This is a genomic window from Actinosynnema sp. NPDC059797, assembly GCF_042732085.1.
Taxonomy (GTDB): domain Bacteria; phylum Actinomycetota; class Actinomycetes; order Mycobacteriales; family Pseudonocardiaceae; genus Actinosynnema.
In genome coordinates this window covers 1-14,570 of record NZ_JBHWIE010000026.1, presented here as the reverse complement: position 1 = coordinate 14,570, position 14,570 = coordinate 1, and the positions used below count along the sequence as shown (strand labels likewise).

The 14,570-nt window shown below is 73.7% G+C and carries 18 protein-coding genes; 8 read left to right on the top strand and 10 right to left on the bottom strand.

The genetic code is table 11. The features are described 5' to 3' along the window. Nucleotides 1-18: 18 nt before the first annotated feature. Nucleotides 19-273 (top strand): WhiB family transcriptional regulator, encoded by a 255-nt coding sequence (locus tag ACFV4N_RS10550; protein ID WP_053719541.1) that lies wholly within the window; start codon nt 19-21, stop codon nt 271-273. Nucleotides 274-397: 124 nt separating this feature from the next. Here the strand turns inward: ACFV4N_RS10550 and ACFV4N_RS10545 are convergent, their stop codons facing one another. Continuing rightward, nucleotides 398-1,876, bottom strand: coding sequence for a sensor histidine kinase (locus ACFV4N_RS10545; RefSeq protein WP_499672269.1), 1,479 nt, complete (start codon nt 1,874-1,876; stop codon nt 398-400). Further along, nucleotides 1,877-2,092, bottom strand: coding sequence for a biotin/lipoyl-binding carrier protein (locus tag ACFV4N_RS10540; RefSeq protein WP_499672227.1), 216 nt, complete (start codon nt 2,090-2,092; stop codon nt 1,877-1,879). A 108-nt stretch (nt 2,093-2,200) separates the two neighbouring features. Here ACFV4N_RS10540 and ACFV4N_RS10535 point away from each other — a divergent pair, with 108 nt between their 5' ends. Next, a complete protein-coding gene (locus ACFV4N_RS10535) occupies nt 2,201-2,275 on the top strand; it encodes a 50S ribosomal protein bL37 (protein ID WP_096498094.1) in 75 nt (24 codons plus the stop codon). 1,001 nt (nt 2,276-3,276) lie between these two features. Here the strand turns inward: ACFV4N_RS10535 and rsrA are convergent. Together rsrA and ACFV4N_RS10525 are read right to left on the bottom strand one after the other, a co-directional pair. Beyond that, the gene (gene rsrA / locus ACFV4N_RS10530; RefSeq protein WP_499672226.1) at nt 3,277-3,657 is read right to left on the bottom strand and encodes a mycothiol system anti-sigma-R factor; all 381 of its coding nucleotides are present in this window, start codon (nt 3,655-3,657) and stop codon (nt 3,277-3,279) included. Beyond that, entirely contained in the window at nt 3,654-4,280 is a 627-nt protein-coding gene (locus ACFV4N_RS10525) for a sigma-70 family RNA polymerase sigma factor (RefSeq protein WP_499672225.1), read from the bottom strand. The genes rsrA and ACFV4N_RS10525 overlap by 4 nt, the downstream gene beginning before the upstream one ends. Before the next feature lie 241 nt (nt 4,281-4,521). Between ACFV4N_RS10525 and ybaK the strand changes: the two genes are divergently transcribed. Beyond that, nucleotides 4,522-4,998 (top strand): Cys-tRNA(Pro) deacylase, encoded by a 477-nt coding sequence (ybaK, locus tag ACFV4N_RS10520; protein ID WP_499672224.1) that lies wholly within the window; start codon nt 4,522-4,524, stop codon nt 4,996-4,998. A gap of 108 nt (nt 4,999-5,106) precedes the next feature. Here the strand turns inward: ybaK and ACFV4N_RS10515 are convergent, their stop codons facing one another. Next, the gene (locus ACFV4N_RS10515) at nt 5,107-5,718 is read right to left on the bottom strand and encodes an alpha/beta hydrolase family protein (protein ID WP_499672223.1); all 612 of its coding nucleotides are present in this window, start codon (nt 5,716-5,718) and stop codon (nt 5,107-5,109) included. Next, nucleotides 5,715-6,476, bottom strand: coding sequence for an SOS response-associated peptidase (locus tag ACFV4N_RS10510; protein ID WP_499672222.1), 762 nt, complete (start codon nt 6,474-6,476; stop codon nt 5,715-5,717). Before ACFV4N_RS10510 ends, ACFV4N_RS10515 begins: the two co-directional genes overlap by 4 nt. A 97-nt stretch (nt 6,477-6,573) precedes the next feature. Between ACFV4N_RS10510 and aroA the strand changes: the two genes are divergently transcribed. From aroA to ACFV4N_RS10495, 3 genes are all read left to right on the top strand, one after another. Beyond that, the gene (gene aroA, locus ACFV4N_RS10505; protein WP_499672221.1) at nt 6,574-7,839 is read left to right on the top strand and encodes a 3-phosphoshikimate 1-carboxyvinyltransferase; all 1,266 of its coding nucleotides are present in this window, start codon (nt 6,574-6,576) and stop codon (nt 7,837-7,839) included. A gap of 1 nt (nt 7,840) precedes the next feature. Continuing rightward, entirely contained in the window at nt 7,841-8,851 is a 1,011-nt protein-coding gene (rsgA, locus tag ACFV4N_RS10500) for a ribosome small subunit-dependent GTPase A (RefSeq protein ID WP_499672220.1), read from the top strand. Nucleotides 8,852-8,920: 69 nt separating this feature from the next. Next, nucleotides 8,921-9,289: a VOC family protein gene (locus tag ACFV4N_RS10495; RefSeq protein ID WP_499672219.1), complete on the top strand. Its 369-nt coding sequence runs from the start codon at nt 8,921-8,923 to the stop codon at nt 9,287-9,289. 44 nt (nt 9,290-9,333) lie between these two features. Here the strand turns inward: ACFV4N_RS10495 and ACFV4N_RS10490 are convergent, their stop codons facing one another. Genes ACFV4N_RS10490 through ACFV4N_RS10480 form a run of 3 tightly spaced genes read right to left on the bottom strand, consistent with a single transcriptional unit; the run spans nt 9,334 to nt 11,865 of the window. Beyond that, nucleotides 9,334-9,825 (bottom strand): DUF6912 family protein, encoded by a 492-nt coding sequence (locus tag ACFV4N_RS10490; protein WP_499672218.1) that lies wholly within the window; start codon nt 9,823-9,825, stop codon nt 9,334-9,336. Continuing rightward, nucleotides 9,822-11,198 carry a WS/DGAT/MGAT family O-acyltransferase gene (locus ACFV4N_RS10485; protein WP_499672217.1) on the bottom strand — a complete coding sequence of 459 codons (1,377 nt, stop codon included), beginning with the start codon at nt 11,196-11,198 and terminating at the stop codon, nt 9,822-9,824. The genes ACFV4N_RS10490 and ACFV4N_RS10485 overlap by 4 nt, the downstream gene beginning before the upstream one ends. Nucleotides 11,199-11,208: 10 nt before the next feature. Further along, nucleotides 11,209-11,865, bottom strand: coding sequence for a phosphotransferase (locus ACFV4N_RS10480; RefSeq protein ID WP_499672216.1), 657 nt, complete (start codon nt 11,863-11,865; stop codon nt 11,209-11,211). A gap of 64 nt (nt 11,866-11,929) precedes the next feature. On the opposite strand from ACFV4N_RS10480, the gene ACFV4N_RS10475 reads away from it, so the two are divergent. Then, nucleotides 11,930-12,685, top strand: a complete 756-nt coding sequence (locus tag ACFV4N_RS10475; protein ID WP_499672215.1) for a TrmH family RNA methyltransferase — start codon at nt 11,930-11,932, stop codon at nt 12,683-12,685. Here the strand turns inward: ACFV4N_RS10475 and ACFV4N_RS10470 are convergent. After that, nucleotides 12,674-13,072: an HAD-IA family hydrolase gene (locus ACFV4N_RS10470; protein ID WP_499672214.1), complete on the bottom strand. Its 399-nt coding sequence runs from the start codon at nt 13,070-13,072 to the stop codon at nt 12,674-12,676. The genes ACFV4N_RS10475 and ACFV4N_RS10470 overlap by 12 nt on opposite strands. A 133-nt stretch (nt 13,073-13,205) precedes the next feature. On the opposite strand from ACFV4N_RS10470, the gene ACFV4N_RS10465 reads away from it, so the two are divergent. Next, complete coding sequence (locus tag ACFV4N_RS10465; RefSeq protein WP_499672213.1) at nt 13,206-13,490, top strand: Rv3235 family protein; 285 nt, start codon at nt 13,206-13,208, stop codon at nt 13,488-13,490. Nucleotides 13,491-14,570: the final 1,080 nt, after the last annotated feature.

Here is a 14,570-nt window from a genome sequence, read left to right as displayed (position 1 = left end):
AGCTGAGGAGTAGTTCCAATGGACTGGCGCCACCGCGCGATCTGCCGCGACGAGGACCCCGAGCTGTTCTTCCCCGTGGGGAACAGCGGTCCTGCGCTCCTGCAGATCGCCGAGGCGAAGACCGTCTGCCGCCGTTGCCCCGTCGTCTCCGACTGCCTCTCGTGGGCGCTGGAGAGCGGCCAGGACGCCGGCGTGTGGGGCGGGATGAGCGAAGACGAGCGCCGCGCCCTCAAGCGCCGCAACGCTCGCACCCGGGCTCGCAGCAACGCCTGAGCCACGAACCAGCGAAGGGCCCGACACCGTGCCAGGTGTCGGGCCCTTCGTTTGTGTTGCACACCCTCCCGCATGACCACGTGACCCCGCTGAGGCAGGTTGCCACGTGTGCACGGGGAGCAGTCTAACGCCGTGCTCTGAGGGGCACGCGCAGGACCGCCTCTGTACCGCCTTTGGGCCGGCGTCGCAAGCTCAACGAGCCCCTGAGTTCCGACTCCACGAGGGTCCGGACGATCTGCAGGCCGAGGCGGTCGGTGCGCTCCAGCGAGAAGCCCTGCGGCAGGCCCTTGCCGTCGTCGGAGATCACCACGTCGAGCCACTTCGCCGAGCGCTCGGCGTGCACCACGACCTCGCCGCGCTGGCCCGCCGCGTAGGCGTGCTCGAACGCGTTCTGCACCAGCTCGGTCAGCACCATCACCAGCGGCGTGGCCAGCTCGGCGGGCACGATGCCGAACGGGCCGTCCCGCCGCACCACCACCTGCGACTCGGTGGCCGCGACGTCGGACATCATCGGGATGACCTTGTCCACCACCTCGTCCAGGTCCACCCGCTCGTCCACGGACATCGACAGCGTCTCGTGCACCAGGGCGATCGAGGTGACGCGGCGCACCGACTCGGCCAGCGCCTCGCGGGCCTCCTCGCTGCTGGTCCGGCGGCTCTGCAGGCGCAGCAGCGCGGCCACCGTCTGGAGGTTGTTCTTCACCCGGTGGTGGATCTCGCGGATCGTCGCGTCCTTGGACATCAGGGCCCGGTCGCGGCGGCGGACCTCGGTGACGTCCCGGCACAGCACCAGCGCGCCCGCCGCGCTGCCGCGAGGCCGCAGCGGCAGCGCCCGGAACAGCACGGCGGCGCCCCGGCGCGACTCGGCCTCGATGCGCATCGACGGCTGGCCGTCCAACGCCGCCCGGATGCGCTGGGCGACCTCCGTGGCGTCGAACGGGTCGCCGATCAGCGACCGCGTCAGCGGCGCCAGGTGCACGCCCACCAGGTCGGACGCGTGGCCCATGCGGTGGTAGGCGCTCAGCGCGTTGGGGCTCGCGAACACCACCGCGCCCGACGCGTCGAGCCTGATCAGGCCGTCACCCACGCGCGGGCTCGTGTGCACGTCCGGCGACGGCTCGGTGGTCGGGAACGTGCCGTCGGAGATCATCTGGCACAGGTCGGCGGCGCTGCCCAGGTAGGAGATCTCCAGCGGGCTGGGCACGCGCGGCACGGCCAGGTTGGTGTTGCGGCTGAGCACCGCGATGACCTCGTCGTTCCGCTTGACCGGGATGGCCTCGCGGCGCACCGGGACACCCAGGTGCCAGCGCGGGTCCTCCTCGCGGCAGATCCGCTGCTCGGTGATGGCGCGCCGCAACTGCGGGTGCTCCTCGACGTCGGCCGTGCTGCCCACGACGTCCTCCGGGTGGGCGGTCGGCGCCGTCGTCGGCCGGGCCTGGGCGACGCACAGGAACTCGCGGTCGTCCAGCGGCACCCACATGAGGAAGTCGGCGAAGCTCAGGTCCGAGAGCAGCTGCCACTCGGCGACGACCAGCTGGAGGTGGTCGACGGCGGCGCCGGAGAGCTTGGTGTGCTCGGCGAGGAGGTCGGTGAGCGTGGACAGCTACTCCACCACCGCGATCAGGTCGCCCTCCTGCACCACGTCGCCGGGCGCGACCGCGATGCGGGTGATCCTGCCGGAGCCCTCCGGGAGGACCGGGATCTCCATCTTCATGCTCTCGAGCACCACGACCGTGGTCTGGTGGTCGACCTGGTCGCCCTCCTTGACGGCGATCTGCGCCACGTTGGCGACGATCTCGGCGCGAATCTCCTCGGCCATGGCCCTCCTTCGCTCGGGTCCAATCCAACCACGGTTCAGGGCCGGTGATGTGCGGATCAGGGGTCGTGACACACTGATGAGAGGTAGTTCGAGCACTAGGAGAACCCCATGTCGAAGCGTGCCCGCAAGCGCCGCGACCGCAAGAAGGGCGGCGCCAACCACGGGAAGCGCCCCAACGCCTGACCCGTCGTTCGGCGGTGTGGTGTGCGAAGGCCCCGGGAGCTGCGGCTCCCGGGGCCTTCGGTTTTCTGGGGGTCGGGCGGTGGGCGGGAGGGTCGGTAGGGGCGGGTTAGGGGTCGTTCCGGCGTCGTTTCGGCGTGCGGGCGGGCGGTTGGAGCGGCACGATCGGCACCGGATCGCTTGATCTTGGAGCGCCTCGGGTCTGCTGGTCACACAACCGGGTGAACCAGGCCCGGACCATGTACGGAAACGCCGTTACGCCCATCGGTTGAGAATGAAACGAGGCCCCGAGCAACCACCCCCACGACCCACGACAGCCACACCCCCACCCAGGCCGACCGACCCACCTAGGCCGACCGACCCACCCAAGCCGCCCACGGCCCAGCCGGTGCACCGCAGCCTCACCCGCACCGCAGCCCCACTTACAGCAGCAGCCTTGCCCGACCACCGCCGGCCCGACCACCGCCGGCCTCGCCACCGCCAGCCTCGCCACCGCCAGCCTCGCCAGTCCCGCCACCGCTGACCCCGCCGCCGCTGGCCCCGCCACCGCCGGCTCCACCACTGCCGACCCCCTCACCGCCGAGGGAACAAGGCGCGAGGTGGGGGTCCGGGCATGGGTGTGCCTTGGCCGCCGGGGTCTGCGGCGCGGACGTCCGGTGGTTCGGCGGCGAGGAGGGCCAGCGCCTCGGCGCGGCGCGCGGCGGGGGCGATCCGCAGTTCACCGGCCCCGGTTCGGGGCGGCCGGGGCCGCGGCCGCGCAGGCTTGGCACGGCCGTGCCGCTCCGGTCCGGTGGGCGGCGTCGTCGGGGGTCACGGCGTCGGTGGACGACAGTGCCGGCAGGTCCCGGGAGCGGGAAGCCGGTGAGATGAGCGGGGAGCGCACCGGTCACCTCGCGGGCGGTGGTAGCGGTGGCGGGCCGGGCGTGCCGGAGGGGTTCGGGCCACTTGCGCGACGAGCGGCGCCGGAGCCCGAAGGGGTCCGGCGCCGCTCGTGGTGGTTCGCTTCAGTCCGAGGAGGACGTGGAGGTCGTCGAGGTCGGCGAAGACGTGGAGGAAGGCGCTGAGGCGGGCGCCGAGGGGGATGTGGTGGTGGTGGTCGTCGTGATCTCGACCTCCACCTCGACCGTGCCCTCGCCGGTCGTCCGGAACAGGTGCGCGCGCAGGCGGCGCTTCAGCTCCTCGGGCGCGTGCTCGCCGCCGCACTTGCGGGCCAGCAGCGCCTTCAGCTGCTCCTCGATGCCGTACTGCTCCAGGCACGGGTGGCACTCGTCCAGGTGGGTCTGGAGGAGTTCCTTGCGCTTCTGGTCGCACTCGTGGTCGAGGAAGAGCCAGACCTCGGACAGGACCTCGGAGCAGTCCGTCTGGTGGGGTTCGCCGCAGCTCATCGCCCCGCCACCTCCCGGTGGCCGTCGCGGAGGAAGCCGCGCTCGCGTGCGACGTCGGCGAGCTGCTCGCGAAGCTGCCTGCGGCCCCGGTGCAACCGGGACATCACGGTGCCGATCGGGGTGCCCATGATGTCTGCGATCTCCTTGTACGCGAAGCCCTCGACGTCCGCCAGGTAGACGGCGATCCGGAACTCCTCGGGCAGTCTCTGGAGGGCGTCCTTGACGTCCGAGTCCGGCAGCCGGTCGAGCGCGTCCACCTCCGCCGACCGCAGGCCCGTCGACGTGTGGCTCTCCGCCTGGGCGAGCTGCCAGTCGGTGATCTCGTCGGTCGGCTGCTGGAGCGGCTGGCGCTGCTTCTTGCGGTAGCCGTTGATGTAGGTGTTCGTCAGGATCCGGTACAGCCAGGCCTTGAGGTTGGTGCCCTCGGCGAACGACTGGAACGCCGCGTACGCCTTGAGGAAGGTCTCCTGCACCAGGTCCTCGGCGTCGGCCGGGTTGCGGGTCATCCGCAGGGCCGCCGAGTACAGCTGGTCCAGCAGCGGCATGGCGTCGCGCTCGAACCTGGCTGCGCGCTCGGCCGAGGTCTCGTCGCTAGGCGTGACCTGCGTTCGCGTGGCTGGCACCGCGCTCCCTTCCCACCTGCCGGTCAGCGCGGTGGACGTCGTCTGAGACGCCTTCGAGGATACGTGGCGGGCGGTGGGACGGCAGTGAGCCGAGCCACGTGGCGGGCGTGCCTTGGCCGTCCGCCCGATGGTCGTCCGCCCGTTGGCGGACTGCGCGACCTGCTGGTCCTTCACCTCGGTAACCACGTCCCCAAGAACGCGCCCGCCGCGGCGGGCATTCCCTCCATTAAGGTGCGCGATCATGGCCGGACGTGGTACGCCCGCCACCGCGTTGCTGGACAAGCAGAAGGTGGCCCACGAGCTGCACGCCTACGAGCACGACCCGCGGCACGAGTCCTACGGGCTGGAGGCCGCGGAGGCGCTCGGGATCTCACCTGAACGTGTGTTCAAGACGTTGGTGGCGGAGGTGGACGGCAGGCTCGCGGTGGGGGTGGTGCCGGTCACCGGGCAGCTCGACCTGAAGGCGCTGGCGGCGGCGTTGAAGGGCAAGAAGGCGAAGATGGCGGACGTGGCGGCGGCGGAGCGCGCGACCGGGTACGTGGCGGGCGGCATCTCGCCGCTGGGGCAGAAGAAGCGGTTGCCGGTGGTGGTGGACGCCTCGGCCGAGGCGTTCGAGACGGTCTACTGCTCGGCGGGGCGGCGTGGGCTGGAGGTTGAGCTGGCGCCCGCGGACCTGGTGCGGTTGACCCAGGCCGTGGTGGCGCCGATCGCCGGCTGACCCGGCAGCCCCAGCCCGGCGGGCCAGGTCCGGCAACCCCAGCCCGACAACCCCAGCCCGACAACCCCAGCCCGACAACCCCAGCCCGACAACCCCAGCCCGGCAACCTCAGTCCAGCGGCCTGAGCACGCGGTCGAGCCACTCCCCCACCACGCGGTGCACGCCCTCCAGGTCGGCCTTGAGGTTGTGGTCGCCGGGCAGCAGCACGAGTTCGCGGTGGTGCGCGGCGGCCGGGCGGCCGAACGGGTCCTTCTCGCCCTGCACCACGAGCGTGGCGACCTCGACGGCGTCCAGCTCGGGCAGCCGGCTCTTCTCGGGCTTGCCGGGCGGGTGCACGGGGAACGCCAGGCACAGCACCGCGACCGCCTGGCCCTCGGCGGACGTGCGGCAGGCGACCCGCGCGCCGGACGAGCGACCGCCGAACACGAGGGGCAGGTCGTCGAACCAGCCGGTGGACAGGTCCTCGACCACGGCGTGCCACGCCGCGTCGAGCTGCTTGGCGGGTGCGGGCGCGCGTCTGCCGGCCACCCGGTAGGGCTGTTCGACCAGCGCGACGTGCACGCCGACGTCGACCGCGGCGCGGGCGGCGGCCACGAGGTCGGGCGCGTCGATCCCGCCGCCCGCGCCGTGCCCGAGCAGCAGCGCCGCCCGGCCTTCGGGCGCGCAGTGCAGTTCGACCCGCGCCGGGCCGTGGGGGGTGTCGACCACCCGGGAGGTCATGGCAGCTCGAACAAGGTGGGCTCCGGTTTCTCGGACTCCCCCAGGGCGACCGCGTCCATCAGCGACGGGTCGTTGTTCTTGATGCTGTTGACCCGCATGGACACGGGGCGCAGCTCCAGCGCGTCGACCAGGTCGCGGTCGGGCGCGAGCAGGTCCTTCGGGTCGGTGAGGTCGGGGTCGAGCCACGCCTGCCAGCGGTCCTTCGGCAGCACCAGCGGCATGCGGTGGTGCACGGCGGCCATCTCGCCGATGGCGTCGGTGGTGAGGACCGCGCAGGTGATGACGGGTTTGCGCTCGTCGCCCTCCTGCTGCCACCACACGGACCAGATACCGGCCATGGCGAGGCTGGAGTCGTCGCCGGGGTTGATGAAGTACGGCTGCTTGCGGCCCTCGCCGGGCTGCCACTCGTACCAGCCGGCGGCGGGGATGATGCAGCGGCGCTTGGCCGCCGAGTCGCGGTAGGCGGGTTTCTCGAGCACGCTCTCGGACCGGGCGTTGATCATCTTGGCGGCGCCGGAGGTGTCCTTGGCCCAGTGCGGGACCAGGCCCCAGCGCATGACGCGGACGCTGCGCTCCAGGCTGTCCGGGTCGGGGGTGCCCTCGTCGTCGCGCGGGTGGCGCTCGACCACGGCGAGCACGCGCTTGGTGGGCGCGACGTTGTAGTCGGGGCCGGGGGCGTCGCCCTCGGTCCCGTCCACCGCGTCGAACTCGGCGGCCAGCAGCGCCGGGTTCTTGGTGGAGGCGTACCTGCCGCACACGACCCATCACCCCACAACGATCAGTCCCGACGGTCATCGTCGCACGTCGGAAGGCCCGGTGCGAGCCGTCCGGGAGGCCATGCGGGATCATCGACGCATGACTGAGCAGTGGTTCGCGCCCACCGCCGACGGCCCCGTGCACGCGACGGTACCCGTTCCCGGTTCGAAGTCGATCACCAACCGCGCGCTGGTGCTGGCCGCGCTGGCCGACCGGCCGTCGACGGTGGGCGCGCCGCTGCGCAGCCGCGACACGTTGCTGATGGCCGCCGCGCTGCGGTCGCTGGGGATCGGGGTCGACGACGGGCCGGACGGGTCGTGGCTGGTCACGCCGCGTCCGCTGCGCGGGCCGGCGCGGGTGGACTGCGGGCTGGCGGGCACGGTGATGCGGTTCCTGCCGCCGGCGGCGGCGCTGGCCGTCGGCGAGGTCGCGTTCGACGGGGACGAGCACGCGCGGGTGCGCCCGATGACGACGATCCTGGACGCGCTGCGCGCGCTGGGCGCGGACGTCGAGGGCGGCGCGCTGCCGTTCACCCTGCGCGGCGCGGGCGCGGTGCCGGGCGGCGAGGTCACCATCGACGCGTCCGCGTCGTCCCAGTTCGTGTCGGGCCTGCTGCTGTCCGGCGCCCGCTACGACCGCGGGGTGGTGGTGCGGCACTCGGGCAGGCCGGTGCCGTCGCTGCCGCACATCGAGATGACGGTGTCGATGCTGCGCGAGGCGGGCGTGGAGGTGGACGACTCGACGCGGGACGTGTGGCGGGTGGCGCCGGGCCCGATCGCGGGCCGCGACCGGCACGTGGAGCCGGACCTGTCCAACGCGACGCCGTTCCTGGCGGCGGCGGCCGTGACCGGCGGTTCGGTGACGGTGCCGGGCTGGCCGGAGCGCACCACGCAGCCCGGCGGCGCCGTGCGGGAGCTGTTCGAGCGCATGGGGTGCCGCGTGGAGCTGACCGCCGGGGGCCTGACCCTGACCGGTCCCGACCGGCTGACCGGCGTCGACGTGGACCTGCGCGACGAGAGCGAGCTGACGCCGACCGTGGCGGCGCTCGCCGCGCTGGCCGACGGTCCGACGCGGATCAGCGGCGTGGCGCACATCCGCGGCCACGAGACCGACCGGATCGCCGCGCTGGCCGCCGAGATCAACCGGTTGGGCGGCGAGGTGGAGGAGACCGAGGACGGCCTGGTGATCACGCCTCGGCCGCTGCGCGGCGGGCCGTGGCGCGCCTACGCCGACCACCGGATGGCCACGGCGGGCGCGATCATCGGGTTGGTGGTCGAGGGCGTGGCGGTGGACGACATCGGTTCGACGACGAAGACGATCCCCGATTTCCCGGGGATGTGGTCGGCCCTGCTGGGAGCGCGCTGACGTGGCGCGCGGCGACTGGCGGCGGCTGGACGAGTCGGACGTCCGGGTGCGGCCGGGCAAGGGCACCCGGCCGCGCACCAAGCGCAGGCCCGAGCACGCGGACGCGGTGCCCGCCATGGTCGTCGGCGTGGACCGGGGGCGGTGGACCTGCGCGATCGGGGACGACCCGGCGCGGCTGGTCACCGCGATGCGGGCGCGGGAGCTGGGCCGCACCCCGGTGGTGGTGGGCGACCAGGTCGGCCTGGTCGGCGACACCACGGGGCAGCCGGACACGCTGGCCCGGATCGTGCGCGTCGACGAGCGCCGCAGCGTGCTGCGCCGCACCGCGGACGACACGGACCCGTTCGAGCGGGTCGTCGTGGCCAACGCCGAGCTGCTGGTGATCGTGTCGGCGCTGGCCGAGCCGCAGCCGCGGCGGGGGTTCATCGACCGCTGCCTGGTCGCCGCGTACGCGGGCGGGCTCCAGCCGCTGCTGTGCCTGACCAAGAGCGACCTGGCGCCGCCGGACGAGCTGCTCGCGGCGTACGCGGAACTCGACCTGCCGGTGGTGGTGACGCGGTCCGACCAGGACCCGGCGCCGCTGCGGGAGCGCCTGGCCGACCGGGTGTCGGCGCTGATCGGGCATTCCGGGGTGGGCAAGTCGACGCTGGTCAACAAGCTGGTGCCGGACGCCAACCGGGCGGTGGGCGTGGTGAGCGGCGTCGGCAAGGGCAGGCACACGTCGACGCAGGCGGTGGCGCTGCCGCTGCCCGGCGGCGGGTGGGCCGTGGACACGCCGGGCATCCGGTCGTTCGGGCTGGCGCACATCACGCCCGACGACATCGTGGGGGCGTTCCCGGACATGAAGGCGATGGCCGAGGAGTGCCCGTCCGGCTGCGGGCACCTGGGCGCGCCGGAGGACCCGGACTGCATGCTGGACACGCTGGTGGTGACCGGTGAGGCGTCGCCGGGCAGGCTGGCGTCGCTGCGCAGGCTCCTGGAGTCGCGCGGGAAGCTGGAGGAGTACGACTAAGCCGGAGGAGCGCGGCCGGTCGTTCACCCGTGCGTGTGAGCGGGGTCGGCGGTAGTACGGTGCGCGGTCGTGGCGAAGGTGACCGGCATCGGCGGGGTGTTCCTGCGCGCCCGCGACCCGGCGCGGCTGGCCGAGTGGTACCGCAGGGCCCTGGGCGTCCCGATGAGCGACGGCGGCGCGGTGACGTTCCACTGGGACGGGGCGGAGACCACGACGCTCGCGCTGTTCGCGCAGGACACCGACTACTTCGGGGAGCCGGGGCAGCGGGTGATGATCAACTTCCGGGTGGACGACCTGGCGGTGCTGCTGGAGCGGTTGCGCGCGCACGGCGTCGAGGTGCTGCCGCAGACCGAGGACTCGGAGTTCGGTCGGTTCGGCTGGTGCGTCGACCCGGAGGGCAACCGGGTCGAGCTGTGGGAGCCGGCGCCCGGGATGTGAGACCGGCGAGGACCAACGGCCTCGCCGGTCGGGCCCGCGCCGCCCTACATCAGCTCCAGCACGAACGGCAGCTCCTGCGGCGCGTACCAGGCCAGCTCGTGGTCCTCCGCCCCGCCCAGCGCGAACTCCGCGTCCGGGTCGCCCAGGTCGGCCGCGTCGATCACCTCGGCCGCCGCGCGCACGTCGTCCTCCGCCTCCCCCGTGTCCAGGTGCACGGCGGCCACCTGGTCCACCGGCACCGGCCCCGACAGCTTCACCACCGAGAAGTCCAGGTCGGGCCGCAGCTTCGCGCCCTCCACGTCCACCGACACCACGGCCCGCCGCGGCACGGCCTTCTCGTCGCCGGCGATCAGCCGCAGCGACGCCCGCGCCGCGTCGAGCATCGCCGCGTACTCCAGCTCCTCGGTGTCGCCAGCCGCGTAGGACTCGCGCAGCGCGGGCGTCAACGCGAACCCCGTCCCGCCCACCGGGACGAACTGCCCCTGCTCCACCAGGTCGCGCAACATCGCGACGGTCGCCGGGAGGTACACCCTCATGCGGACACCGTTCCCATCAGCTCCTCCACCGACTCCTCCACCATCGCCGCGAGCACGTCCACGTCGGACATGGCGTCGCGGTCGGCGTTCAAGCCGAAGTACACGCCGCCGTCGTACGACGTCACCCCGATCGACAGCGCCTGGTTCTTGGCCAGCGGCACCACGGGGAACATCTCGATCATCTTCGCGCCCGCCGCGTACAGCGGCACCTGCGGGCCGGGCACGTTGGTCACCACCACGTTGAACAGCCGCCGCGAGAACGACGACGCCGCCCGCGCGCCCAGGGCGTGCAGGGTGGGCGGCGCGAAGCCGGAGAACCGGACCAGCGTCTGCGCCGCGACCGACTGCCCGGACTCCTGGTGCGCGCGCATCGCGTGCGACACGTGGTGCAGCCGCACCACCGGGTTCGGCTCGCCGACCGGCAGGTCCACGAAGTACGCGGCCACGCCCGCCTCGTCGTCGCGCACCGACATGGGCGCCATGGCCCGCATGGTCGTCCCGGCCGTCACGATCTCGCCGCGCGACAGCAGCCACGTACGCAGCGCCCCCGACAGCACGGCCAGCACGGCGTCGTTGACGGTGCCGCCGTGCACCCGGCGGACGGCGCGCAGGTCGTCCAGCCGCGCCCGCGCCACCGCGAACCTCCGCTGCGGCGAGATCCGCACGTTCAGGGGGCTGCCGGGCGCGGGCGTCGCGGCCGTGCGCAGCGCCGACGCCAGGCCGCCGAACAACCCGGCGACCTTGCGCACCGCGGCCACCGTGTCCATGGTCGCCGAGCGGGCGTTCTCCACGACCTCGCCGGGCCGCTGCACGGCCTCCGCCACCGCGTCCGCCACCAGCTGCAACCCGCTCGGCTCGGGCGCGGGCATCCACAGCGACTCGACCGGCGGGCGCGGCGTGGCGGACACGTCCAGGATGACCTGCCCGATCTCCGGCGCGCCCAGCCCGCTGACCACCGCCTGGTGGGTCTTGGTGACCACCGCGATCCGGTTCCGGGCCAGCCCCTCGACCAGGTAGACCTCCCACAGCGGCCGCGCGTGGTCCAGCGGGCGGGACATCAGCCGCGCGACCAGGTCGTGGAGCTGCCGGTCGCTGCCCGGTTTCGGCAGCGCGGACCGCCGCACGTGGTAGGTGACGTCGAAGTCCTGGTCGTCGACCCACACGGGCCGCGCGAGCCGCCCCGGCACGGGCACGACCTTCTGCCGGTACCGGGGCGCCAGCGACAGCCGCTCCTCGATCAGCGCGACCAGCCGGTCGTAGTCGAAGCCCGAGCGCGGCCTGCGGAACACCGCCACCCCGCCGACGTGCATCGGCGTCGTGGCGTCCTCCAGGTACAGGAACGAGGCGTCCAGCGCGGAGAGGCGGTCGGGCATGCCGACCAGGCTAGTCGCTGCAGTCCGCCACGAGCCGCCGCACGGCGCTGACCTCGGCCTCGTCGCGGTGGTGCCGGGCCAGCCTGATCGCCGCGGCGGCGGGCATGGCCGCGCGCACCCCGCCGTCGACGCCGGCCAGGAAACCCCGGAGCAGCCGGGACCGGGCGAGCCGCTTGAGCGGCCGCAGCGGCGCCACGGCCATCGCCATCCAGCTCAGCGCCACGTCCACCCGGCGGTCGCCGCGGCGGGCGCTGGCCCAGTCGACCACCACCGGGCCCTCCGGGCCGAGCACGACGTTGCCGGGGTGCAGGTCGAGGTGCAGCAGGCCGCCCTCGCCGGGCAGGAAGCCCGGTGCGGGCAGGTCGTCGAGCCTGCGGTGCAGCCCGGCCAGCTCCCGCCCGAGCGCACCCGCCCGCCACGGCTTCGCGTCGACCTCCGCGGACATGCGCGGCCCCGGCACGTACTCCATGACCAGGTCCGTCTCCGAGACGTCGGCGACCCGGGGCACCGGGATGCCGTGCCGGCGCAGGTAGCGCATCAGCTCGGCCTCGGGCCGGGGGTCGCGTCCCGCGCGGCTGCGCTTGACCAGCAGGCCGTCGGGACGCAGGTAGACGTCCGCCTCCTGGCCAGAGGCCAGCAGACGGTGCGCCTCGTCGCGCGGTGTCATGTGACGATCATCATGATTGACAGCGGAGAAACAAGCCCCGAACGGGTGGAGGACACTGCTCCTCGTGGATGTTTCGCCCAAGGACAAGTTCGTCACCGTCTACGGCCGCAAGCCGGTGCTCGAAGCGCTGGACGACCCGCGGCTGGAGGTCGACAAGGTGGTGCTGGCCGACACCGCGCGCGGCCCCGCGGCCAGGGAGATCCTGGACGCGGCCGGCCGGCGGGGCGTGCGGGTGCAGCGGGCCACGGCGCAGCGCGTGAAGGTGCTGGCGGGCAACGGGCGGCACGACCAGGGCGTGCTGGCCGACGTCGTGGCGCCGCGGATGCGCCCGCTGGACGCGGCGCTGCGCTCGCGGCCCCGGCACGTGCTGGTCCTGGACGGCATCACCACGCCCGCGAACGTGGGCATGATCCTGCGCACCGCCACCGCCGCGGGCATCGAGGGGATCGTGGTGCCGCGCCGGGGCGTGGCGTCGATCGACCCGCTGGTGGTGAAGGCGTCGGCGGGGGTGGCGTTTCGCGCCCCGGTGCTCAAGTGCGCGACGGCCGGCGAGGCGGTCGAGGCGCTGCGCGCGGAGGGCTACCCGGTGTACGCGCTCGACGCCGGCGCGCCGCGGACCGTGTACGGGTTCGACCTGCCCGAGCGGGCGGCGTTCGTGCTCGGCAGCGAGACGGCGGGCGTGTCGGCCGAGGTGAGGCCGCACGTGACCGGCTGGCTGTCCATCCCCATGGCGGCGGGGGTCGAGTCGCTGAACGTCGCCAGCGCGGCGGCGGTCCTGTGCTTCGAGGTGGCCAGGCGGGCGACGGCGTCAGCCGGGTAGCAGGACGTCCAGCTCCTCCAGGGTGGCGTCGACCGACCGGTGGTGGACCCCGACCATCCCGGTCGCGACGGCGCCGCGGACGTTCACCGCGAGGTCGTCGACGAAGACGCACTCGTCCGGGGCGAGCCCGAGCAGCTCGGCGACCAGCAGGTAGACGCGCCGGTCGGGCTTCGCGATGCCGACGTCACCGGACGTGACGACGACGTCGAACAGCGGCGACCAGGCGGCGGGCGGGCGCCACAGGCCGTCGGCGTTGGAGAGCACGGCGGTGCGCACGCCGCGGCGCCGCAGCCGCCGGGTGGCGGTGACGAGGGGCGGTTCGGCGGCGGTGTGGTCGTCGCCGAGGTCGGTGAGGACGCCGCCGTAGTCGAGCACCAGTCCGCGCACCCGTTGCCTCCATCAGGTGATCTTGGTACGTACGGCGGGCTTCCCTACTCGGTTCAGCATGCCACCTCAACTGCGCACGCTGCCCCCGTCGTGGGGAACACCGCCCCAACCGCCCCCGCCTCACCCGACGTCCTTGGACGCCCGCCACTTCCTGATCCCGGCCCTGGAAACCCTGTGCGGCCGCCGCCCCGCGAGCCAACTGGCCAAGACCTTCGCCCCACCGGCGGTGTCGACGCTGGCGGGAGCGGTGACGAGGAACCGGACCCGCCTGGGCCGCTACCGCCTGTGCCGGGTCTCCTCGGACGCGGCCGAACTGGCGGGAACCCTGCACATGCCGACGAGGACCCGCGCCTTCGCGGCGAGGGTGGAACGCCAAGGCGACCGCTGGCACTGCACCGAGTTCCACCTGCTGCCCTGAACCCCCGCCCACCCCCTCGGTCCCCACCGCCTCCCCCACCACACGTTCGGGTGATCACAACCCCACCCATGTACGAAAACACCGTTACGACCATCGGTTGATGAAATGGACGCCCGAGCAACCACCCCCTCCGCACCCACCCCTCCGCAGCCGCCCAACCCACCCGTTCCAGCGACCCCACCCCACGCCGGCCCCCAGCCCACCCGAGCCGAACCACAGCCGCAGCCCCGCCAGCCGACCCCCGACCCACCAGCCACACGGCCAACACCCACCCGCCGCATGCACCCGGCACGCCCGCACCCACTCCCGCGCACCCGCACACCCGTGCGCACACGCGTCTGCGGCCAGCAGGGCCAACGCGAGATCCGGAGGACTGGCCGGTGTCTGACCAGGCCGGCACCCGGCCAAGCCGAAGCGAGCCAAGCTGGGCCAGCCAGGACGAGAGCCAGCCAAGACGAGGCCCGGGTTTCGCCCCAGCGCCCAGCCCTGCCCCCCTGTCAGACCCCACCGGCCCCGGCCGAGCCCCCGTGAAGCGCCAGCCGAACCCCCTCGAGGCACAGGTCAGCTCCCTACCGGGCCGCAGCAGAACCCCGCTAGACACAGGCTGGCCCTGTGTGACCTGCCAGTCGAGCGACGTTGAAGGAGGCGCACCCAGGCGGCGTTGAGGTGCACTTAGGCGACGCCGAGGTGGAGCCGGGCGGCGCTGAGACCCCCAAGCGGCATCGGGAGCAGGCCAAACAGCGCGGAGACCGCTGCCGATCCGCGTCGGACCCCGCCGATCCGCGTTGGGCCGCGGCTGTCTCGCGTCGGGGCGCGGCCGTCTCGCGTTGGGCCGTGGCCGGGTCTTGTTGGACCGCGCCGGAGTCCGGTCGGGGTGGTTCGCGGCCGCGAGGGTGCCGCGAGCCCGCCGGTTCCTGCGGCTCACAGGCTGGGCAACCCGAACCGGTGAAACGTGGAAGCGGGGGGGGGGGCCTGGGGGGAGGGCCCCCGCGCCAGGGGGGGGGGCGGCTGTGGGGCGGACACGACCCGCCCGCTGTACGGGGCCGACGCCCCCCCGGCCCCCCCCCCCCCCCCCCGCCC